16 protein-coding genes and 1 pseudogene are annotated in these 23,349 nt (G+C 49.8%); 7 read left to right on the top strand and 10 right to left on the bottom strand.

The annotated features are described in order from the left end of the window. Positions 1-31 precede the first annotated feature (31 nt). Positions 32-871, top strand: a complete 840-nt coding sequence (locus tag K8W53_RS05550) for a TIR domain-containing protein (protein ID WP_052939546.1) — start codon at positions 32-34, stop codon at positions 869-871. A gap of 374 nt (positions 872-1,245) precedes the next feature. Here the strand turns inward: K8W53_RS05550 and K8W53_RS05545 are convergent. The 4 genes and pseudogenes from K8W53_RS05545 to hin form a co-directional block, all read right to left on the bottom strand. Further along, positions 1,246-1,468, bottom strand: a pseudogene (locus tag K8W53_RS05545) (helix-turn-helix domain-containing protein); the annotation flags it as partial. A 27-nt stretch (positions 1,469-1,495) separates the two neighbouring features. Beyond that, a complete protein-coding gene (fljA, locus tag K8W53_RS05540) occupies positions 1,496-2,035 on the bottom strand; it encodes a phase 1 flagellin gene repressor FljA (protein ID WP_000388871.1) in 540 nt (179 codons plus the stop codon). A 67-nt stretch (positions 2,036-2,102) separates the two neighbouring features. Beyond that, positions 2,103-3,605, bottom strand: coding sequence for a FliC/FljB family flagellin (locus tag K8W53_RS05535; protein WP_000079789.1), 1,503 nt, complete (start codon positions 3,603-3,605; stop codon positions 2,103-2,105). Between the two features lie 363 nt (positions 3,606-3,968). Further along, positions 3,969-4,541 (bottom strand): flagellar phase variation DNA invertase Hin, encoded by a 573-nt coding sequence (gene hin / locus K8W53_RS05530; RefSeq protein WP_000190910.1) that lies wholly within the window; start codon positions 4,539-4,541, stop codon positions 3,969-3,971. Positions 4,542-5,230: 689 nt separating this feature from the next. Here hin and iroB point away from each other — a divergent pair. From iroB to K8W53_RS05510, 4 genes are all read left to right on the top strand, one after another. Beyond that, positions 5,231-6,346, top strand: coding sequence for a salmochelin biosynthesis C-glycosyltransferase IroB (gene iroB, locus K8W53_RS05525; protein ID WP_023224272.1), 1,116 nt, complete (start codon positions 5,231-5,233; stop codon positions 6,344-6,346). 80 nt (positions 6,347-6,426) lie between these two features. After that, positions 6,427-10,083, top strand: a complete 3,657-nt coding sequence (gene iroC, locus K8W53_RS05520) for a salmochelin/enterobactin export ABC transporter IroC (RefSeq protein ID WP_023224271.1) — start codon at positions 6,427-6,429, stop codon at positions 10,081-10,083. A gap of 109 nt (positions 10,084-10,192) precedes the next feature. Next, positions 10,193-11,437: an esterase family protein gene (locus tag K8W53_RS05515; protein WP_023202596.1), complete on the top strand. Its 1,245-nt coding sequence runs from the start codon at positions 10,193-10,195 to the stop codon at positions 11,435-11,437. Positions 11,438-11,468: 31 nt separating this feature from the next. Further along, positions 11,469-12,404 (top strand): alpha/beta hydrolase, encoded by a 936-nt coding sequence (locus tag K8W53_RS05510; protein ID WP_023224270.1) that lies wholly within the window; start codon positions 11,469-11,471, stop codon positions 12,402-12,404. Positions 12,405-12,445: 41 nt separating this feature from the next. Here K8W53_RS05510 and K8W53_RS05505 read toward each other — a convergent pair whose 3' ends face one another. The 3 genes from K8W53_RS05505 to pipB2 form a co-directional block, all read right to left on the bottom strand. Continuing rightward, a complete protein-coding gene (locus tag K8W53_RS05505; RefSeq protein WP_023224269.1) occupies positions 12,446-14,620 on the bottom strand; it encodes a TonB-dependent siderophore receptor in 2,175 nt (724 codons plus the stop codon). A 530-nt stretch (positions 14,621-15,150) separates the two neighbouring features. Continuing rightward, positions 15,151-15,483, bottom strand: coding sequence for a hypothetical protein (locus K8W53_RS05500; RefSeq protein WP_077944508.1), 333 nt, complete (start codon positions 15,481-15,483; stop codon positions 15,151-15,153). 174 nt (positions 15,484-15,657) lie between these two features. Further along, positions 15,658-16,710: a type III secretion system effector PipB2 gene (pipB2, locus tag K8W53_RS05495; protein ID WP_023224267.1), complete on the bottom strand. Its 1,053-nt coding sequence runs from the start codon at positions 16,708-16,710 to the stop codon at positions 15,658-15,660. A 517-nt stretch (positions 16,711-17,227) separates the two neighbouring features. On the opposite strand from pipB2, the gene K8W53_RS05490 reads away from it, so the two are divergent. Then, on the top strand, positions 17,228-18,157 hold the full coding sequence (locus K8W53_RS05490; protein WP_000178739.1) for a VirK family antimicrobial peptide resistance protein: 930 nt from the start codon (positions 17,228-17,230) through the stop codon (positions 18,155-18,157). A 293-nt stretch (positions 18,158-18,450) separates the two neighbouring features. Continuing rightward, positions 18,451-19,347, top strand: a complete 897-nt coding sequence (locus K8W53_RS05485) for an antimicrobial resistance protein Mig-14 (protein WP_000701504.1) — start codon at positions 18,451-18,453, stop codon at positions 19,345-19,347. A gap of 721 nt (positions 19,348-20,068) precedes the next feature. Here the strand turns inward: K8W53_RS05485 and K8W53_RS05480 are convergent. From K8W53_RS05480 to tctD, 3 genes are all read right to left on the bottom strand, one after another. Continuing rightward, the gene (locus K8W53_RS05480) at positions 20,069-21,082 is read right to left on the bottom strand and encodes a HoxN/HupN/NixA family nickel/cobalt transporter (protein WP_001059351.1); all 1,014 of its coding nucleotides are present in this window, start codon (positions 21,080-21,082) and stop codon (positions 20,069-20,071) included. A 132-nt stretch (positions 21,083-21,214) separates the two neighbouring features. Beyond that, positions 21,215-22,630 (bottom strand): sensor histidine kinase, encoded by a 1,416-nt coding sequence (locus K8W53_RS05475; RefSeq protein WP_023224266.1) that lies wholly within the window; start codon positions 22,628-22,630, stop codon positions 21,215-21,217. After that, complete coding sequence (gene tctD / locus K8W53_RS05470) at positions 22,617-23,291, bottom strand: transcriptional regulator TctD (RefSeq protein ID WP_001237934.1); 675 nt, start codon at positions 23,289-23,291, stop codon at positions 22,617-22,619. Before tctD ends, K8W53_RS05475 begins: the two co-directional genes overlap by 14 nt. Positions 23,292-23,349: the final 58 nt, after the last annotated feature.

Here is a 23,349-nt window from a genome sequence, read left to right as displayed (position 1 = left end):
AGTAATTATCGTGCCATACAAGGAAAATGATATGTTGTATCACGTTGTTATTCAAAAGAAACCAGTAAAAACTGGCAAAGATGGTGCTGAAGAAAACAAAACAGATCTCACCAAAGAGCAGCTGATTGCTCGCTTCATAGAACCTTACGAGCTAGGCAATCCAATTACAGTAAACGGCACGACTATTCAAACATCAGAAATCAACAGATTAACTGTTAAGGCTACTGAAACCAGCATTGAATCTTTTATACCTGCGATAGAAGCAGAAGATCGAAATTCAAGTGTGATTATGTTTGGCGGACCGTCTTACCTAGAACGTGCGATATATCGAGCTCCTGATGTAACTGATGAATTCATCACTGGTCCCGCTGGCAGCAAAAAATCGATCGCATCAAAAAAAACAAATAAATCAACAACAAACACAAACTCTGACAAAGTTTTCATTGTTCACGGGCATGATGATGCAGCGAAGATCAAGACTGCTCGTTTTGTAGAACAATTGGATTACAAAGCTATTATTCTGCATGAACAAGCAAGCTCTGGTAGAACCATAATAGAGAAAATCGAGCAGTTTACTGATGTGGGATTTGCTGTTGTGCTATACACGCCGGACGATATAGGCAATGCTAAAGGCAATGCAGACGACCTACAGTTAAGAGCCCGTCAAAACGTTGTTTTCGAACATGGTTTTTTGATAGGTAAGTTAGGAAGAGATCGTGTAGTAGCTTTGGTTGATGGAGCAATAGAACTTCCGAATGATATTAGTGGGGTCGTCTACATAAAAATGGACGAGGCAAACGCATGGCATCTTCAGTTAGCCAAAGAAATGAAACAAGCTGGTTTTAACATTGATATGAACAAGCTTGTGTAACCACTTGAAAATTACTGCCTTAATGTGACATTGACTCCCGCTACATTGCTCAAAGAGTCAGACAGTTAGTATTTGGTGCCGCTCTCAGCCAGCTCCACCAAATAATGATCCGGATACGTCCGGTGAAGTACAGAAAGCCCGCACAGCACAAGCTCTGCGGGCTTTTTTACGTCCATTGCCGCCTGGTGAGGATTGCAGAGAACCTTACGGACACTGGAGTCAAATGACGCGGTGGGTAAAGCGGCTGCGCGATGGGTGACAGGGCAAAACGCCAAAAGTCTCACCAATAACTCCCGAAAGAATTGGAATACGAGAGTCAAAGAAAATAGAACACTCACTGAGAGTCCTGCCTGGCTGGGACAAAGCTCGCAGTCAGACTGTCGAGCATAAAGATAAGCAGTTGCCCGTGAGACGCCAGGATGTTGGGCTACGGTATCCATAGATTTGCGAAGATTCAGCAGACCTTCTTTGCGAAGCTTTAATGATCAATTCTTTTCTGTCAGCTGCTTTAAGCGTCCTGGCCGTAGTGGCACGAGCAGCGGCGAAACTATCTATGCGCTGTCGAATGGTCTCTGTTCCTCCAGGAGCAATATTTTCTCACGGAATTTTTTATTACCGTATGCGTTATTCAGCATAATCCGAAGACGTGATCCTGCTCACCCAGTCAAACATAACTTGCATATGATTGCCATTGGATGTCCTCACACCAACCTGACACGCATTTACGCCTGTCGTTTTGCCAGTCAAAACCTGTCCATACTTCATATAGATTTTGATACCGACTCCCTGTTTATAGCACTTATTGCAAATCGAGAAATAATCTCTTCTTGATGGAGTATATTGCTGAAGATTAAATCCGTCAGCCGGCACCAGCGAAAGATTAAAAGCGTCATTACCTGATAATTCTTCAAGAATTGCCAGAGACTCTAGTTTAACTTCAATGCGCTTATTTCCTTTAGGTTTATCCGAAGCCAGAATCAAATTTTCCTTCGGATTAAACTTCGCAATGTAGCCTGTGATTATCCGGGCATTATTACTCACCAATCGAACAGGGATATCATTAAAACGTAGAAATTGAACTCGACGAGCAAGCATAGAATAATCCCGCGGCCATATTTCAGCCTCTCGCCCGTAGGAAATATCATTTACAGCTATACATTCCATAAAGATATATTCATCTATGCTGAATGAAAAAGCCCCGGATTCACGGGGCTGAATAAAACAAAATAAATTAACGTAACAGAGACAGCACGTTCTGCGGGACCTGGTTAGCCTGCGCCAGAACGGAGGTACCGGCCTGCTGCAGAATCTGCGCGCGAGACATGTTGGAGACTTCGGTCGCATAGTCGGAATCTTCGATACGGCTACGGGCAGAAGACAGGTTATTTACGGTATTGCCCAAGTTGGTGATAGCGGAGTTGAAACGGTTTTGAACCGCACCCAGGTCAGAACGCAGCGCATCCACCTGCGCCAAAGCAGCATCAATTTTCTGCAGCGGGTTTTCAGTGGTTTTAGCAGCTGCTTCCGCCAGCTCTGGCTGTGCTTTGAAATCATGACCAGCGGCTTTGCTGGCATTGTAGGTTTTACCGTCAATAGAAACGACTTCAGTTTTACCGTCTGCGCCACCCAGTTGGTTCAGGGCAGTTTTGGTAGTACCGTCAGCTGCGGTGTAAGACGTGGTGTTAACACTGAAGCTACCATCTTTTTTCTGGGTAGCGGCATAGTAATTATCGCCCACCTTTACAGCGTAACCGCCATCAATCGTCTTACCATTTTTATCGGTGTAAGACATTTTGACAACCTGGGCAGCAGCAATTTCTGGGTCTGTAATCCCGCCAGATTTAAGGGAGGTTTTGAGATCTGTTGATAATGGTAATGGATTTTTTTCTTCCTGAGTTTTTGTTACTTCTACCGCACCAGCTGGTTTACCCGCCTCCATAGCCGTACCAGCGGTCATAGACACCTTACCATCATCGGCGACATTTACTTTATAGAAGCCATTTTTACCGTCATCAGGGGTGGTCAGACCGGTAACTTCAACATAGTAGTTTTTGCTAGCACTATCATAATAAACTTTGCCATCTTTTATTGCTGCAGTACCTGTTGTAGCACCAGTGCCTGCTTTAAGGGCTGCGTCTTTATTAAGATCAGTAATATCTAAATTGGCAGCTACTGTCACAGCCTTACTATCTACATCATACGCTTTCTGCACGTTCAGTGAATCCAGGCCCAGGGTCTGAGAGTTGATCTGCTTCAGATCGATATCGATAGTTTCACCGTCGTTGGCACCAACCTGGATGGTCAGGGTGTTGTCCTGCGCCAGGACTTTCACGCCGTTGAACTGAGTCTGGCCGGATACACGGTCGATTTCGTTCAGACGCTGGGTAATTTCAGCCTGGATAGAGTCGAGGTCAGACTGGGAGTTAGTGCTGTTAGCAGACTGAACCGCCAGTTCACGCACACGCTGCAGGTTGTTGTTGATTTCGTTCAGCGCGCCTTCAGTGGTCTGCGCAATGGAGATACCGTCGTTAGCGTTACGGGAAGCCTGAGTCAGACCTTTGATGTTCGCGGTAAAACGGTTAGCAATCGCCTGACCTGCCGCATCGTCTTTCGCGCTGTTGATACGCAGACCGGAAGACAGACGCTCGATAGCGGTGCCCAGTGCGGACTGGGATTTGTTCAGGTTATTCTGGGTCAGCAGCGACAGACTGTTAGTGTTGATTACTTGTGCCATAAAATTTTCCTTTTGGAAGGTTTTTGATAACCAATGTTATGCCAGGCTTACCTGTGTCATCCAGGTTATCGACACTTGAGGCATAAACTTTACTATTTTTTCTGTCCGTAATTGCTTACATCTAACATTTTGATTAAAAAGCCTTTCCAGGTGAATACTGTGTCTGGTAGTGTTTTGAGCGATGTCGTCTATAGCTGGATGTAACATAGGCCTTATCGTGAGCGCGCTACACTATATATGTTAATGCGTTGAATTTTGTCTCTTTTTAATTAGATGCTGTCTTTTTCGTGTACCCTTCCGGTTTATTTATGCCATACGCCTGCATTACAAAAATGTTATATCCATCCTGTTGTAATTTTTATTTTAATTCATTCGTTTTTTTATACGGCTTGCCGGAAAATATCTGTATAAGGTAGATACGCCAATACCAAAAATAATAGCTAGTTGCTGCCGAGGATGGCCTTTCTCTAATAGCCGGCTAATCTGTTCCTGTTCATGTCTATTGATCGCCCGAGGGCGCCCTCCCAGTCGTCCTTGCGCTCTGGCGGCAGCCAGTCCGGCAAGGGTTCGCTCGACAATTAATTCTCGCTCCATCTCGGCCAGTGCTGACATTACATGAAAAAAGAATCTCCCCATCGCGCTACTGGTATCAATACTATCGGTTAAAGAATGGAAGTGAGCTCCACGTTCATGTAATTCTGATATTAACGCCACCAGGTTTTTCACGCTGCGGCCCAGTCTGTCTAATTTCCAGACGACAAGAGTATCGCCTTTATTTACATACTTTAACGCTCGTTTCAGGCCGGGGCGGTTTGCAATCTTGCCACTGATACGGTCCTCAAAAATGCGGTCACAATTTGCACAAGTAAGCGCATTACGCTGTAAATCGATATTTTGGTCAATTGTTGACACCCGAATATACCCAATAGTAGCCATGATTTTCTCCTTTACATCAGATAAGGAAGAATTTTAGTCGCTTTTCTCATGGAGGATTGCTTTATCAAAAACCTTGGTTTTCAAGAACCAATAAATCGTGTGGCTGATGCGCTATAAAAATCGCAGAGCGGTGACGATAGTCCGCATACAGAGCTGTTCGTTCGCAACATTCGAACGGTAACGTAAAACCGGTTTCATTGGCTAATGAAGACGAAGGGGACAAAATTACTACAGAGTTGATACCACAGAGATAGTCCAGGTTCGCAGGTGATACGGGATTTAACGCCGGAAAGTCCACACAGAACACGATCCGCCGCCGGACAGCGTTAAATTGCCCCGCAACGTGTTATCAATACTACTCCCTACGTTTCCCGTTACCTTGCTGTCGGTACGTTTACCTCATTGTCTGAAAGGTTATTTACGAAGTTATCATTAATAATCCACGGGCGTCTGGTATGCGAATCCAGTTCCCCAATCCTGGCGCTTTGCCTTCGCGACCATACGCGCGTAAATAAGTCTGAAACTAAACTTCACCGCTTAACGCTCTCCTCTTCCCCGATTTTTATGAAAAAAATCATCACATGATCAAGGGTCGTATTTGTTATTGCATTTTTCAAATGATATTGTTAATTATTATCATTCTCATTAACGACTTGTTCGATTTATGACGTGGAGAGAGAGGATTTCTCATGCGTATTCTGTTTGTCGGTCCGCCACTGTATGGACTGCTATACCCTGTGCTGTCCCTGGCGCAAGCGTTTCGTGTTAATGGCCATGAAGTGCTGATTGCAAGCGGTGGAAAATTTGCACAGAAAGCAGCAGAAGCTGGGTTGGTGGTATTTGACGCTGCGCCTGGTTTCGATTCGGAAGCGGGTTATCGCCGTCAGGAGGCATTGCGAAAAGAAAATAACATTGGAACAAAAATGGGGAACTTCTCATTCTTCAGCGAAGAGATGACTGACCCACTGGTCGCGTTCGCCGGGCAGTGGCGACCAGATCTCATCGTCTACCCTCCCCTTGGGGTCGTTGGACCACTGATTGCCGCTAAGTATGACATTCCGGTAGTGATGCAAACCGTCGGCTTCGGTCATACGCCCTGGCACATCAAAGGCGTGACGAAATCACTTTCTAACGCCTACCGCCGCCATGGGGTCAGCGCGCCACCAAGAGATCTGGCGTGGATAGACGTCACACCGCCCAGCATGAGCATACTGCAAAATGACGGAGAGCCGGTTATCTCCATGCAATACGTCCCGTATAACGGCGGCGCCGTCTGGGAAAAATGGTGGGAACGTACACCTGATCGCAAGCGTCTTCTGGTCAGCCTCGGCACCGTCAAACCGATGGTGGATGGCCTGGATCTGATTTCCTGGGTAATGGATTCTGCCGGCGAAGTAGATGCCGAAATCATCCTGCATCTTCCGGCAAACGCCCGCTCGGATTTACGTTCACTGCCGCCGAATGTCCGTCTGGTCGACTGGCTTCCGATGGGCGTTTTCCTTAACGGCGCCGACGGTTTTATCCACCATGGCGGCGCAGGCAACACCCTGACGGCGCTGCATGCCGGCATTCCGCAGATAGTCTTTGGCCAGGGTGCCGACAGACCCGTCAATGCCCGCGCCGTGGTCGAGCGCGGATGCGGCATTATTCCCGGTAAGAGCGGGCTTACGAGCAGCATGATCAATACCTTCCTCGGTAATCGCGCGCTTCGCGAGGCGTCGCAGGAGGTCGCGGCGGAAATGGCGGCCCAGCCTTGCCCGACCGAGGTGGCAAAAAAACTGATCGCCATGCTGCAACACGGCTAACCGCGGCAGCGCAATGACAATATGGCGGCTGAACCCAGCGTGTGTCGCCATATCTCATCTTTCACCGATAAGGAGGCTTAATGCCCGCGACTCATTCCCCCATGCCCGCTCGTGCCTGGATAGTTCGCCTTGCCCGCGTGTGTTGGGAACGTAAAACACTGAGCATCATTGTCATCGTAGCATCAGTATCGACCATTTTACTGGCTGCGCTGACGCCGCTAATAACGCGTCAGGCCGTCAATGACGCGATAGCAGGCGATACGACCCACCTGCCGTTACTTGCCTGCGGCCTGCTGTTAATTGCCCTTTTTGATTTTATCGGGAATTACGTGCGCCGCGGCTATGCCGGAGAACTCTCGTTGTGGGTTCAGCATACGTTACGTAGCCGTGCGTTCGACAGTATTCAAAAACTGGACGGCGCAGGCCAGGACGCCTTGCGTACCGGGCAGGTCATTTCGCGTACCAACAGCGATCTTCAACAGGTACACACCTTGCTACAGATGTGTCCGGTGCCGCTGGCGGTGCTCACTTACTATGTGGCCGGTATCGCGGTAATGCTATGGATGTCGCCATCCATGACGCTTATCGTGATTTGCGTACTGGCCGCCCTTGCTATTACCGCCCTGCGCGCCCGTCGCCGTGTTTTCGCGCAAACGGGGCTTGCCTCAGACCGGCTGGCGCACATGACGGAACATATGCGCGAAGTATTGGAACAGATCTCAGTGGTGAAGTCCTGCGTGGCGGAGTTACGCGAAACGCGTTGGCTCGATGGTCAGTCGCGGCAGATGGTGCGGGTACGCATCGGCGCCGCTATCTCGCAGGCGATGCCGGGCGCAACCATGCTGGCGCTACCGGTGATAGGGCAAATCGTCCTGCTGTGCTATGGCGGCTGGTCGGTAATGAATGGGCGAATCGATCTGGGAACCTTCGTTGCGTTCGCGAGTTTTCTCGCTATGCTGACCGGCCCTACCCGCGTACTGGCATCGTTTTTGGTTATCGCACAGCGCACACAGGCGTCGGTAGAGCGCGTCTTCGCGCTTATCGACACGCGTTCTCGCATGGAAGACGGTACTGAGTCGGTTGAGGGTCAGATTATCGGGCTGGACGTGGAGAAGATGAGTTTCCACTACGACAACGGTAACCGTATCCTCAATGAGATCTCGTTTTCCATTCACGCCGGTGAAACCGTGGCGGTGGTTGGCGCATCCGGCTCCGGAAAATCAACATTGCTGATGTTGCTGGCGCGCTTTTACGATCCCACCTCCGGCGGAGTATGGCTCAACACCACTACGGGTCAACAGAATATTCGCGACCTGAAACTGACGGCGCTTCGTCGTCGCGTTGGCGTAGTGTTTGAAGACGCGTTTCTGTTTGCCGGTACGGTGGCGGAAAACATCGCCTATGGGCACCCGCAAGCGACTCAGGACGACATTCGACGCGCCGCCGATGCCGCAGGCGCCAGCGGGTTCATCAATGCGCTACCGCAGGGGTTCAACACCCGACTGACCGAACGCGGAAGCAACCTCTCCGGCGGCCAACGCCAGCGTATTGCGCTAGCCCGGGCACTGATTACCGCGCCGGAACTGCTGATTCTCGATGACACCACCTCGGCGGTCGATGCCGGTACTGAAGCGGAAATTAACACGGCTCTTGGTCGTTATGCCGATAATGAGCATATGCTGCTGGTGATTGCACGCCGCCGTTCAACACTGCAGTTAGCCGATCGGATCGTCGTGCTGGATAAAGGCCGCGTCGTGGATATCGGTACCCAGGCGGAGCTGGATGCAAGGTGTCCGACGTTTCGCTCGCTGATGAGCGGCGAGGGGGATTTTCTCGCCCTTGCCCCGGCAGAACAACGTACGCTATGGCCAACAACGCAGGCGGTAAAATCCGACGACGCGCATGAGCGCCAGACACCCGCTGGAAAAGGTTTTGTCGACCGAATGACGCGCGTTCCGGAACGCGCCGTACAGATGGCGCTGGCAGGCCACGGGCGTCAAGTCTCATCGCTGCTGACGCCAGTAGCCTGGATGTTCGTCATCGCCGCCCTGCTTATCGCGCTTGATTCCGCCGCAGGCGTTGGCGTGCTGGTGCTTTTGCAGCGCGGTATTGACTCAGGCGTTGCCGCAGGGGATATGTCGACTATTGGCATATGCGCCCTGCTCGCGCTGTGCCTGGTGGCGATCGGTTGGTGCTGCTATGCGCTGCAAACGATCTTCGCCGCCCGCGCGGCAGAGTCGGTACAGCATACGGTACGCTTACGCAGCTTCAGCCACCTGCTACGCCTGAGTCTTCCTTGGCACGAGAAGCACATCGACTCGCGTCTTACTCGCATGACCGTCGACGTTGATTCACTCGCCCGATTTCTGCAAAACGGTCTTGCCAGCGCGGCCACCAGCATCGTGACGATGGTCGCTATCGCCGCGGCAATGTTCTGGCTTGACCCCATTCTTGCGTTAACGGCATTAAGCGCCGTACCTGTAGTGATACTGGCGACGTGGATTTACCGCCGTTTGAGCTCGCCTGCCTACGCCCAGGCACGGCTGGAAATTGGTAAGGTGAACAGTACGCTTCAGGAAAAGGTCTCCGGTATGCGGGTAGTGCAGTCACACGGTCAACAGAAGCAGGAAGCCGCCAGGCTACGGGCGTTATCAGACAACTTCCGCGCCACCCGCGTGCGGGCGCAAAAATACCTTGCTGTCTATTTTCCGTTCCTGACCTTCTGCACCGAGGCCGCCTATGCCGCCGTGCTTTTAATCGGAGCGACCCGGGTCGCCGAAGGCGAAATGACGCCCGGGATACTGGCGGCGTTCTTCCTGCTACTGGGACAATTTTATGGCCCGGTACAGCAGTTGTCAGGCATTGTTGATTCCTGGCAGCAGGCGACCGCCAGCGGCAAACATATCAATGCGCTATTGGCGACTGAGGAAACGGAGAATATTGAACCGTCCTCCATAACGCCTGGCACTGGCGGCGCGCTACGTCTGGAGGCATTGACATTCCGCTATCCCGAAAAAACGCAACCTGTGCTTGATAATCTCTCGCTCACCATTCCGCCAGGAACGGTAGTCGCGGTGGTCGGACGTAGCGGCGCTGGCAAATCGACGCTGATCAAGCTGCTGGCCGGGCTCTACTCTCCCGGCAGCGGGCAAATCCGTGTCGGTGAGCGCCTAATTGATGCCGCGTCGCTTAGTGATTATCGTCGCCAGACGGGGCTGGTCACTCAGGATGTCGCATTATTTAGCGGCGATATTGCCGAAAATATCCGCTATTCGCGGCCAGACAGCAGCGACACGGAGGTGGAGATCGCGGCGCGACAGGCGGGACTCTTTGAAACTGTGCAACATCTGCCGCTGGGGTTTCGTACTCCGGTCAATAACGGCGGCACGGATCTATCCGCGGGCCAGCGTCAGTTGATTGCCCTCGCCCGCGCCCAACTGGCGCAGGCGCACATTCTGCTGCTCGACGAGGCGACAGCACGTATCGACCGCAGCGCCGAGGAGCGCTTAATAACCTCGCTTACCGGAGTGACGCATACCGAGAAACGCATCGCGCTTATCGTCGCGCACCGGCTGACCACCGCTCGTCGCTGCGATGTTATTGTCGTAATCGATAAAGGATGTATCGCTGAATATGGCAGCCATGAGCAGTTGATAGCGGCTCATGGCCTGTATGCTCGTCTGTGGCGGGACAGCATCGGCCAGACACGCGATACGCAAGGAGAGGTCATAGGATAGTTTTTATCGCCACGATTTACGCAAAAGAAAGCCCGCAAGCGGCTGTTCCTGTAACAGCCGCTTTAGCTATTGATACTGACCGAAATATAAATGAGATGGAATACAAAGAATGAGACTGAGCCCGCCCGTCGCTCCTGTCGCTATACAGACCGCTACGCGCCTTCGCCGCCAACTCGCCGCCGGAAGCCAGGTTGACGCTTCTCACTTCTGGCGAGAAGCAAACTCGCTCGCGCTGCCGCTGGTGACAGCCATTAACGGCGCAGACGATGAACGGGAAGTCACCTTCCTGTGGCGTGCCGCCTCTCCTCTGCGGGGGGTTTATGTTCGCCTGAACCGTGTCACCGATAAAGATAACGTGGCGAAAGGTATGATGACGCAACTGCCCACAACGGATATCTGGCATCTGACGCTTCGCTTACCGGCGTCCTACTGCGGTTCCTATACGATGGTCGAAATACCACCGGAAACCCCGGACGAGACGGTGTTGCAGCTTGGAAGCCGTTTCGCCTCCCTTGTCGGGAAGGCGGACCCGCTGAACAGCACGCCGGGAATAAATGTTCGGGGTAATACGCAGGAGTCCGTTCTAGCGTTGGATCATGCCCCGGCACAGGAGGAGTGGTCAGGCTGTCGCGCTTACGCCGGGCAGCTTTTCACCTCAGAACATCGGCTCGCCGGACAACGTCGCCGTGTGCGGCTGTATCTTCCTGACGTTCCTGTCGTACAACCGCTGGGCTTACTGGTACTCACGGATGGCGAGATCTGGTTCGACCATCTTGGGGTAAGCGCCGCCATTGACGCCGCCATCCGCAGCGGACGCATCGCGCCGGTGGCCGTACTCGGCGTTGATAACATCAACGCGCGTGAACGCGTCGCAATCCTCGGCGGTCGCCGCGAGCTGGTGCTCGACATTGCCGAACGCCTGCTGCCAACCCTTCGCGCCAAATACCCGGAACGGCGGTGGGCGGACCGTACACAAACGGTGCTGGCTGGGCAAAGCCTCGGCGGCGTGACCGCGCTGATGGCGGCCCGCCACGCGCCAGAGAGCTTCGGCCTGGTGCTGAGCCACTCCCCCTCAATGTGGTGGACGCCGGACAACCGCAACCGCCCGAACCATTTCAGCGCAGAAGAGCGCTCATGGGTCAGCGAACATGTGTTATCCGCGCCCTCGCCAGCCGTACGTACGCATCTGTGCGTGGGATCGCTGGAAGGTTCGACGGTCCCGCAGGTCAAACAGTTGCATGAAAAATTGCGCGCCGCCGGCGTTGAAAGCCATTGCAGCGTGTACACCGGCGGTCACGATTATGCCTGGTGGCGCGGCGCGCTGATTGACGGATTACGTCTACTGCCCCGATAAAACTTCACCTGCCAAAAAGGAATCACATCCGATGTATGGTCGCCAGTACCACAACAAGTGCTATCGCATGGCGCTATTTTTAGTGAGTTTTTGTTTTAGCGCGCTGAGTTATGCGCAGCCGGATATGCAGCCATTAGGGCCGAATATCGCTGATAAAGGTTCGGGATATTACCATTTTAGGGTCAATGACTTTCAATCTACCGATGGCGCAAGACATTACCGGGTATGGACCGCTATTCCCAATAAAGCCGCCCCGCCGTCGGGTTATCCTGTTTTATATATGCTGGACGGCAACGCAGTGATGGACAGGCTGCCGGAGACGCTGCTCAAACAGCTGGCAGACCACTCGCCGCCGGTGATTGTGGCGATTGGCTATCAGACTAACCTGCCGTTTGATCTTAACGGCAGAGCTTATGACTATACGCCGGCGCCGGGAATCGATCGCGATGACAGTGAAAATAACCCGCGTTTTCATCGTAAAACCGGCGGCGGGCCAGCGTTCCGCCAGCTACTGGAGAGACATATCGCGCCGCAGGTGGAACAAGGAATAACCATCAACTCCGAACGGCGCGGGGTATGGGGACATTCTTATGGCGGCCTGTTCGCTTTGGACTCCTGGCTGTCGTCATCCTTCTTTCATATCTATTACAGCGCCAGCCCGTCACTCAGCAGGGATAACTTTGCCCTGTTGAATCGCCTTACGGCAGTGAAGCCGTCGCCGTTCTGCCATAAAAAACTCATTATAATGGAAGGTTCAGCGTCGAATGGGGATAGCAGGCAATGCCAGATGGCCGAGCTCCTGCAAAAAGTTCAGGAGACCGTGAGAACGCTTGAGAACAACGGCGTTAACGCGGCCCTGCAGCATTACCCGGGCCTGGGCCACGGGCCCATGTTTAACGCCTCTTTTCGCAGTGCATTGCTGGATATCAGTCGCGAACCGGCAAGCCAAAAACCACGCTGTCATTAACCCGCCGCCAGAATATGCCCGCCAGCGACGGGCATAATCCATCAAAACGAGGCCGTCACACCGGCATAATAAGCCCGACCCGGTTCGTTATAGGTATTTGCCCCTTCGGCGGAGCGATAGATCTGTTTATCGAAGATATTGCTGATACCGACATTAAGACGCAGGTTCTTATTGATATCGTAGTTAACGTTAGCGCCGACCAGTGAGTAAGCCCCCAGCGCTTTCCCGGACAATCCTTTGGTCTCTTCACTACGCGACTCCGCATGTGTTCGCGGTTTTTGCTTGCCGTATAACGTCCAGTTGACGTTAGCGGAGAGCGCGCTGGTAATAGTCCAGTCGAGGAAGGTATTCACCGTATATTTCGGGATTATCGATAAGGGATTGCCGGTATCTTTTTGCTCAGAAGCGATCATATAAGTCGCATTGGTATTCCAGTTCAGACGGTCCGGCATCAGCGGAACAGCCATGCTGGCTTCAATACCTTCAATCAGCGCCTTACCGCCGTTCTGCCACTGCAATACATAAGCGCCAGATGCGCTTCTGCCAATAATCTTATCACCTGCGACAATCTTATTCTGATAATCGTTACGGAAATACGTTACGCTTGCGTGGTAATCGTCTACGGTAAATTCCAGCCCGATCTCTTTATTGATGCTAATTTCAGGATCGAGATTCTTATTACCGACCAGGTAACAGCCGCCCGACGTAATATCTTTTGGACAACCGTTGCCTTTCGAATAGAGTAAATACCCCTCACTGGTTTGATACAAGTTCGGTGCCTTAAAGGCCCGGGCAATACCGGCTTTCACCTTGACGTATTCACCTAACTCCTGGGAAAGGTTAAGACTGGGACTAAAATTACTCCCGGATTCGCTCAAATAGTCAAAACGCAGGCCCGGAATAATATTGGTACCGGCCATGGGTTCGATATTATCTTCAACGTACAGCGCACTGATTTCCGATTTATTTTTGCTGCTACGGTTAGCCGCCGAACCGGGAATCCCGGCGATATTGCTATCCTTAACCGTCAGACTGGTAGAGGAAGGATCGTTCAGCTCATCGCGGTTCCACTCCGCGCCGACGGTGAGCGTTTGCTCAAATAGCCATATCACCGGGACATTCACCTCGCCGCTGGTGCGATACGAGGTCAGGCGGTTAGTGGTGAACGTCTGGTCGTTGGTAATACGCCCCTCGCCGCCGCCGGAGAGCCCCTCATTCATGCGGGTATTATCGGTTTTTTCATAGTAGAACCCCAGGCGGCTTTGCCCCCAGTCCCAGATGCCGTTATGAGTTAGACCGTAATTCTGCCGGTACAGGCGATTGGTCTCCCGCCCGGACTGCGCGAGACTTTTGGTAACCGCGTTTGAAGTACTGTTTTGCGTATCGCCGGCATAGATATTCCCCTGCCGACTGTATCCCGCTTCAAAATCAAGGATTTGCCGCGGGGTCATTTTCCATGAGAAGACGCTATTAATATCTTTATTGGTGACCCCTTCCCGTCCGGCGGCATTTTTGGTCCCGGCGGAGGAGTTAATATCCCAGCTGTCGGCATCGGTTCTGTTGAGATTACCGTACAGGCGCATCGTCAACGTATCACCAGCCAACGGGCCGCTAAGGCTAAAGTTACCCCGCCGGGTGTCACCTTCCTTGCTGCTTTCCGGCTGGTTGGTATAGAGCGACAGCGAGCCGTGCCAGTCATTAGTGGGGCGTTTGGTGATGATATTCACCACCCCGCCTGCGGCACCGGAGCCATAGCGCGCGGCGGCGGGCCCACGGATCACTTCAATACGTTCTACCATCTCCGGCGGTACCCAGTTTGTATCGCCACGGGTGTCGCGTTCTCCGCGCCAGCTATAGCGAACCGAATTTCGCGACGTCACCGGCACGCCGTCAATCAGCACTAAGGTATTTTCCGGCCCCATACCACGAATATCAATTTGTCGGTTATTTCCGCGCGTCCCCGAGGCGCTATTGCCGGTAAGATTAACCCCAGGCATCTTACGAATAATATCGGCAAGATCGTTAACGGGAGGATTCTTTTGAATATCGTCACGAGTAATAATCGAAACGCCCGGCTGTTGCTTTAATACTTGCTCGGCGGTGGATTCAACCACCATCGTTTCGCCGTTGTCGTCAGTAGATTCTGCTGCTGATAATGGACTATTAACCCCTGTAGAAACCACGGTTATTAACCAGAGGAACTTATTAACTCTCATACCCATTCCCTAAATAATGTCTAAAGTAGCGCTGTTGCCCTCAAGCTCACATCCTTGCCAGGTTACGTCTATATAGTAATTATTATCATATGCTAATAATAATAATTATCATTCAATTAAGAAAAAGGCAATCTTTCGACCACAAAAATCTGGTAATAAAAAAACGGAAACGGGATTTTGCAATATGACTCTCTGTCCGGGCTCCACTTTGCCAGTAAATCCGGGAAGGGGGGCAGAATGCGCCTACTGAACGAAGGTTTTACAAAACAGGAATAGAGGAAATTAATTATTTTTCAAAGCATTAATGATAATAAACAACCAGATAAGATGGTATAGCGCGGTTCAGGGTTCACCGCCGCTTCCCTGCCGACGGCGAACCGTTCTTACAGTTTGCCAGAGACTTTCCGTCTGGGTAATGGTGGGATCGGATACGATTGTAGTCATTCGATATATGACAATGAAAGTGATGTTGGCTCCAAAATACAAAGCGCCTGGTAATAATTATCAGGCGCTTTGCAGACAGAAAACCATCAAACATCGGTTTCTCGTTCTCCAGGATCTACTGGAAAATATGGCAACCCACAGTTAGTGGATTTTACTGTCGGGTCTTGCCAGGGATTTTGTGTTACCCCCAGGTCTTTTAAAAGACTTCGTAACAGCACTAACTCGCTGGGTGTCATTTTTTGCTTTGATTCACCCCCTTTAGGTGGACGAATATCCTCCTGACTAGTACATGTAACACAATAACCTTTTAACTCTATCCACTTAGGCTTAGAGGGGGCCTTAGGATCGGGAGGCATCGGACTGGCAACGCATGAACAGGCACTTATACATCCAGGCATAACGTTTTCCTTTTCAAACAATTCGCTTTAGTTGGAAGTTCTACTTGAGAAAATAGAAATAGTTATTCAGATATTTTTACCGTCGCATACTCCTGTAATAATAAAAGATACTGTAAATAATTAACTCTCGGCTACTATTCAGTAGCAGATAGTTATTCTTACATTTCTTTTATTTCAGATTCACGTCAAAAAGGGCTAAATATTTTCACTATAAAATTCGTTAAAGAGTGTTTGTGTACTTGTAGACATTCTGGCGTCTTCGGTACGCAAATGGGTTAGTGTACAATCTTTAAAACAGGTATTGTTTAAATTAGCCTCAGCCAAATCAGCCCCGTCCAGGTTCGTAGAAATGAAACTCGCCTTTCGCAGGTTTGCCCGGGTTAAGATAGCGCCTTCCATATCAGCAGCCATTATAGTAGCACCCTGTAATGTCGCACCGCTCATATCGGCGCGTATAAGGGTTGCGCCTGAAATATTAGCATGCTCCATATTTGCACCGGAACAAAGACATTCTACCATGCTACAGCCTAACAGACTTGCGTGTTGTAAATTGGCGCCGGTAAGATTAGCGCGATCGAGGGTAGCGCCACACATAATAGTATCTTCCAGACAGGCGTTCATTAAATTACTGTCGCCTAATGATGCTCCCGATAGATTTGCCCCCTTAAGATTTGCACCGTCACAATCCGCCATGAACAGTACTGCCCCATCTAAATCTGCGCCGCTTAAGTCTGCGCCACATAAATTTTCTGCCGTCAGATTTGCTCCGGTAAGGACAGCGCCTTTAAGATTCATGCCTCCCTGGGCAGTTAACATTACAGAATCCTGAGGGATAGAAAATTCGTATCTGAATAGTAAAACTCGACATATTTTTTCAAAAGAGACAAGCGGAATTTCTCTCGTCTCAGAATGGTCGCCTTTACTGACCCGTACAATAACTTGTTCAGCTTCGTTATTCTCACCAGGAAGATTAAATTCGACACGACACCCATCCATATCATCCAGTATAATGTTTTCTGGCAACGGAGCACCTCTGTCAGGCATTGAACTTTTCAATGTATCAGCCATAGTGTCTATCAATTCCTGATATTGTGCTTCATTTTTCCGACGTACCCCACCACAGGTAAAAAAGTTGATGATATATTCCAGAATAGTTTTGGGAGAGGTAGCTTGCCGCATAGCAGCAGAAGTCCCCGCGCCAAAAGCAGATGTAGCCATACCGGCCAGACTACCGAGTGAACGCTGCATATATTTTCTCCCAGAGAGAGCAACACAGTACATGATAAAATTTATCATATAGATTTGCATTTAGAGATAAGGTGAATACCCCCTTTGCGTCTGGTTACATAATAACGTATCACGACGCTTTGCTGTCTGGCTTACACAGTAGCAGCCAAATAAATATATTGGCTTATACTCGTCATACTTCAAGTTGCATGTGCTGCGGCTGCGTTCCCTCCTCCCAGTCACTTACTTTAGTAAGCTCCTGGGGATTCGCTCGCTTGTCGCCTTCCTGCAACTCGAATTATTTAGAGTATAAACATTATTTAAAATAATAAACACGGCATTCGTTTTAATACTACGTTCAGGACTCATCCCACTCATTAGCAGAAAACCTATTAAAAAGCGTGTTCAGGCGTTTTATTGCTGCCATTGATAAACTGTTTAACAACGTCGTCTGTACAGGTCTTCTTCGTTGCCTTTACGTTTAACTCAATCAGGCTACCGTCTCGGTTATAAGTCTATCGAGTAGTAGGGACGTAGTATGACGATGCAGCAAAGTGATATGGAAAGATATAATCCATTATTAATGTTAAAAGAAGTCATGGCGCAGACGCCTTATCGCCATAAACGCTGGGGAGAGCGTAAGTTTCGCTATAAATTTGTATTACGTTGCCTTATTAACCCTGTAACGACAATTAAATACTTCAATGAATTATGCCATCTGTCTCAGCCCAGAACGCTGATCATTCATCGTCCCCTATTGCCGGCAAAAATCCAGCGGCCCTATTTGTATACCGGGCTTAGCATACGTTGCCGGGCAAAAGCTATTCTGGAACACTACCAGTTCGTTCAGTCCTTTCCGGAAAATAAAATTAAAAAGATCCTCCTGTCCGAGGAACAAATCTTGCTCGCTCACCTGGAAGGAAAAAACGGTGCTCTGGTAGATATCTACTGCGGTCCCTGTGGCTATGACAGGGAAGGTGAACTGACATTAACGCTGTGTTTCAATGATACGCCGTTGGCACGTTTATCATTTTCCTTTATCCGCCATGAAGGGAAGCAAATAGCGCTGGTTGCCGGGTTACAAGGGCCCAGTAAACATGTCGGCCCACAAGTCATACGTAACGCCACCAAAGATTGTTACGGTCTCTTTCCTAAACGGATGCTGTATGAAGCATTTGCGACATTGATGCTGGCCTGTAATGTCGACGAGATTTATGCGGTAAGTGAAAACAACCATGTTTATCGTCAACTCAGGTACTTATTCCAGAAGAAAAAAACTTTTGTGGCCAGCTATAGTGAATTCTGGGAGTCGCTAAACGGCGTTAAGAAAGGTGCCTTATATCATCTGCCATCACAGGTGATGCGTAAAGCGCCTGAAAGTATCCCCAGCAAAAAACGCGCAGAGTATCGGAAGCGCTATCATATTCTGGATACAATAATACAAGAGGTTAACAGCCTCTCCCGGTAGAACTATTTCATACGCGGATGTGCAGATCCTGCTACCGTTCAGCGGATCTCTTTGAAATCTGTATCGCTACTGGATGGTTAAATACAGAATGGCTTGTGAGTGAAAAGCGCGGCATTAAACCGTCGCTTTCACTCATGCTATGATCAACATCTTAATCTTATTCCCTTCACCATAACGTCATCGATTAGCATGTTAACCATTAAATACAAGCTAAACATTTGTCACATTTTTATTTGGTTGAGCAAAAAAATAATACAAAATAGAATTTTCAGTAAGCTAAGTCAGGAGTTTTGGTGAAAATACAAGAAGTTAAGCGTATATTAACCCGCTGGCAGCCGTCTTCCTTTGCCCTATACCGGGAGGTGTTTACGCAATACGGCGGTAGTATCAATATGCACCCAGATATTGTGGATTATTTTATGAAGCGCCATAACTGGCATTTTAAATTCTTCCACTATAAAGAAGATGATAAGATTAAAGGCGCCTACTTTATCTGTAATGATCAGAATATTGGCATCCTGACGCGCAGAACCTTCCCGCTATCGTCAGATGAGATACTTATTCCGATGGCACCAGATTTACGCTGCTTCTTACCCGATCGTACTAACCGGCTTTCAGCGTTGCATCAGCCACAAATACGCAATGCCATATGGAAACTCACCAGAAAGAAACAAAATTGTCTGGTCAAAGAAACGTTCTCTTCTAAGTTTGAAAAAAGACGCCGTAATGAATATCAGCAATTTCTTAAAAAAGGCGGTAGTGTAAAAAGCGTTGCTGATTGTTCTTCTGATGAACTGACTCATATTTTTATCGAGTTATTTCAGTCTCGTTTCGGCAATACGTTATCTTGCTATCCCGCTGATAACCTTGCCACCTTTTTTAGTCAACTGCATCACCTTCTGTTTGGGCATATTCTTTATATTGAAGGGATACCCTGTGCATTTGATATCGTATTGAAATCTGAAAGCCAGATGAACGTCTACTTTGACGTATCTAATGGTGCAATTAAAAATGAGTTCAGGCCACTCAGTCCCGGCAGCATACTAATGTGGCTAAATATTAACCGTGCCAGACATTACTGCCAGGAAAGACAAAAAAAATTACTTTTTTCCATCGGCATACTAAGGCCTGAATGGGAATATAAGCGCATGTGGTCGACCCCCTATTTTACCGGAAAATCGATTTGCTAAAAAGAAAGCCTGGACGTAAATATGTTTTTTACGTCCAGATTTTTCATAAGTCCTGATGAACTGATAAAAAACGAAAGTTTAATCATAATTTAAAAAATAAGTTAACCACCATATAATCATAATGACAATTACTCGAAATTCACTTACACTATACTCGGTTTTATGGAATTGATTAACACGGTATGTTACAGATAACGTGCTAAAAAGCGTGCAGCGGTTATACATTTTCATATGTGTGTGTCATTAACCTGGCGTCAGGAACAGATGATGATGACAACTACCCTTTTATCTCTTCTGGCCTGGCATACCGTCAGTAGATTAAAGGTGTAGCCTTACTTTATGGCATTACAAAAATGTAGGTGAGGTCTATGCTCAATGTATACGTTATTTGTAACAACGCTCTTGTGCATAAACAATACGTTATTGCCAACAGCACTGAACGGGTACAGTGGTTCTTGCTGACAACAGGCTTAAAGATCGCCTTAACACGGGATACCTGATAACTGGATTATATTATGACACATGCAGACTGGCTGATTCTTGGGTATACAACTGTTATTATTATTTTTGGTATTGTATGTTATATCGGATTGCTTAAATTGATAACGAAAGGCAAGCATGAAAAATAACGCACTTACCGGGAAGAATATACTCTCAGGAGATAAAATGCTTCGGCAATGATATGACACCACTGCCGAAATGCTATTTTTACAGAAATCAATCAGGTATTGAGAGTGATTTTATCATAGCCGCGCCAGCGATAATTCAACAACGAGAGCAGCCAGAATAGCACGAAAGCGCCCACTACCCAGAAGCCCACATTCCCCATATGATCGTTAAGCGTGCTGACGGTCTGCCAAAATGTTCCGCTTAACTGTAACGCATCATCAATCAACCCCAGCGCCTCAAGCCCGCCAATCGCCAGCGCGACAATGACGGATGCGGCGGTAATGGTCATATTATAATAAAGCTTACGTAATGGATGCGAGAAAGCCCAACCGTAAGCGCCGACCATGACAAAGTTATCCAGGGAATCCACCAGCGCCATCCCGGCGGTAAACAGCACAGGAAAAATCATCATCGACCAGAGAGATAGCCCCTGGTTAGCTGCTGAAGCGGAAATGCCCAGCAACCCAACCTCGGTTGCGGTATCAAATCCCAGACCAAACAGAAAACCGACAAAATACATATGCCAACTGGAAGTGACTAAACGAAACGTACGCTGAAATATACGCGTCATCAGCCCGCCAGGTATCGCCTCGTCATGCGCCCTCACTGACTCGCCGCGGGTAACCGAGCGAAATTGCCGCCAGACGTTGAACAAAATAAACAGGTTAAGCAGGGCCATCGCCAGCAGAAAAAAAGCGGAAACAGCCGTACCGATCAACGAACCATATTGATGCAAAACATCAATACGATCGCGAAATGCCATCGACGTCACAACAATCGCCAGACATGCCAGAACGACAATGGTCGAATGACCCAATGAAAAAAACGCCCCCACGCCTAAAGGCGTTTTACCCTGCTGCATCAGTTTACGGGTGACGGTATCGATGGCTGCAATATGATCGGCATCAACCGCATGACGCAGCCCAAAGCTATACGCCAGTATGGCTGCGCTTAGCATGACGGCATGGTGATGAAAAACACAGAACGCCCAAATCCAGGCCAGGATGTTAACCCCGACAAGAAAGACGGTTAATGCTATTCCCCGTCGTTTAGTATGATTATTCATGCCCCTGCACCCACTATATTTTTAATTAACGCTACGGTTTGTAGGGGGAATGTATGATCATTTGATTAAAACGTCACACCTCAAGATGCGACTTTTTGTAAACGTGCTTTACCGCTGACACATTTGTGCGCATTACTGCGGAACAAGGCTTAAAAAGCGTATCCGAACGTATAACCCTCCCAACGCTTCACTACGGGAAAAATGGGGATGAGTACGGTGCAGGCGTGCGATATCATTGACCAAAGCCAGACCAATACCCGCCCCGGCCACATTTCCTACGTTATCGAGCCGGTGGAACGGCTGTAGCGCCAGATGGATGTGTTCATCATCAATGCCGGGGCCGCTATCTTCGACAACCAGCGTCACGGCATCGCCATCCCGTTCAAGCCGCGCGGTGACGATGCCTTGCTCAGGCGTGTATTTCAGCGCATTATCCAGCAAGTTTCCGCACAGCTCGCTAAGCAGTACCTCATCCCCCTCGATCCACATCGCTTCCTGTTCGCCTTCGTAGCCCAGGTCGATATGTTTACTCCGTGCCTGCGCCAGGCGAGTAAAGCAGCCGCTCTGTATGATATCGTACAGATTCACCGGGGAAAAACGCCGCTCGCCCTGCTCTTTATGCTTTACCGCAGAAAGTTGCAACAATCTTTCCGTGAGCTGAATGGTGCTATCCAGCGTTACGCTCATCGCCTGCAGACTTTCGTACCAGTGATGAGGGTGCTGGCTGGCTAACGCCACCGCCGCCTGCGTTTTTAACACCGCCAGCGGCGTTTTTAACTGGTGAGAAGCATCGGCGCTAAAGCGTTCCTGCCGGGAAAGGATGCCGCGGAGCCTGTCAATGTAGCGATTAAACGCCACGATTAACAAGCGTGTTTCCGACCACGGCAGCAGTTCCGGCAGCGGCGTTAACAGACCCGGTTCGCGGCGTACCATTAATGACGAAAGTTGACGCATAGGGCGCAGGATCCGGCGTAATAACCAGCCAACCAGCACCAGGGTCAGCAACACCAGCAGCCCCTGTGAGATCCAGGAAGAGAACAGCAGTTGGCCCGCCAGATAACGACGGGACTGCAGCGTTTCTGCGACATAAATCTCCGCCATGCCGATAATGCCGCCTTCGTTGACCGGCTGTAGCAAACGCGCCACGCGGATCGCCTCGCCGCGATACTCGGTATGATAGAACCACGCCAGCGCCGGATAAAGCCGGGTACGGGGCGTAGCGGGCGGCATGGCAGGCAGATCGTCATAACCGGAAATAACCTTTCCGGAAGGGTCAACGACTTTGTAATAGAGTCGATCATTCATATTAAGCTCGAAGCTATCCAGCACCACCCAGGGCACGTTAACTTCCAGATGCTTATTGCGCACCACCAGCCGTTCCGATACCGTTCGCGCCGAGGAGAGCAACGTACGATCATAAGCCTGAGTGGCGGCCTGTAGCGCATTGACATAGCTGTTAAACGCCGACAGCCCCCATAGCAGAATCAGCGGCAACCCCAGGAACAGCAAGAGTTGCAGGTACAACGATTGCGGCTTAACCCACTTCATCGCCGCGCTCCAGCACATAACCCAGGCCGCGCAGCGTCGTAATTCGTACATCGCTTCCCTGGAGTTTTTTACGCAGTCGATGAATATAAAGTTCGATGCTTTCAGGGCTTACCTCATCGTTCAGGCTGAACACCTGTTCAAAAAGCTGCTGACGCGAAACCGGCCGCGTTCGTCGGTACATCAATACGGTTAAGAGCGCCTGCTCACGCGGCGTCAGCGCTAACGGCTGTCCCTGTAACAGAAAATACCCTTCATCATGAAAGATCAATTCCCCCAGTTGCTGAACTTCATGAACCTGCCCAGCGCTGCGTCGGAGCAAGGCCCGTAAACGGGCATCCAGCTCTTCCAGTTCAAAGGGTTTCGGCAGATAGTCATCCGCGCCGACGTTGAGACCTTTTACGCGATCCGCCACCGCGCTTCGCGCCGTGAGCAACAAAACGGGCAAGGTCTGACCGCGCTTACGCAGCCGTTGCACCACCTCCAGTCCATCCATTCCCGGCATATTGATATCCAGCACCGCCAGCGCGTACATTTCACTGTGCAGAAGATGGTCAGCCGCCAGGCCGTCAAATACGCAGTCCACGGCAAAGCCGTTTTGCACCAGCGCTTTCTCCAGCCAGTGAGCCAGCTCACGGTTATCTTCCGCCAATAAGAGACGCATATCACATCCTGTAAAGTTTCTGCCGCATTGAAAGGGAATTGAAAGGTTATTGTTTTAA

Source organism: Salmonella sp. A29-2 (genome assembly GCF_020150755.1).
GTDB lineage: Bacteria > Pseudomonadota > Gammaproteobacteria > Enterobacterales > Enterobacteriaceae > Salmonella > Salmonella enterica.
This window is presented reverse-complemented; position numbering and strand designations above follow the sequence as displayed.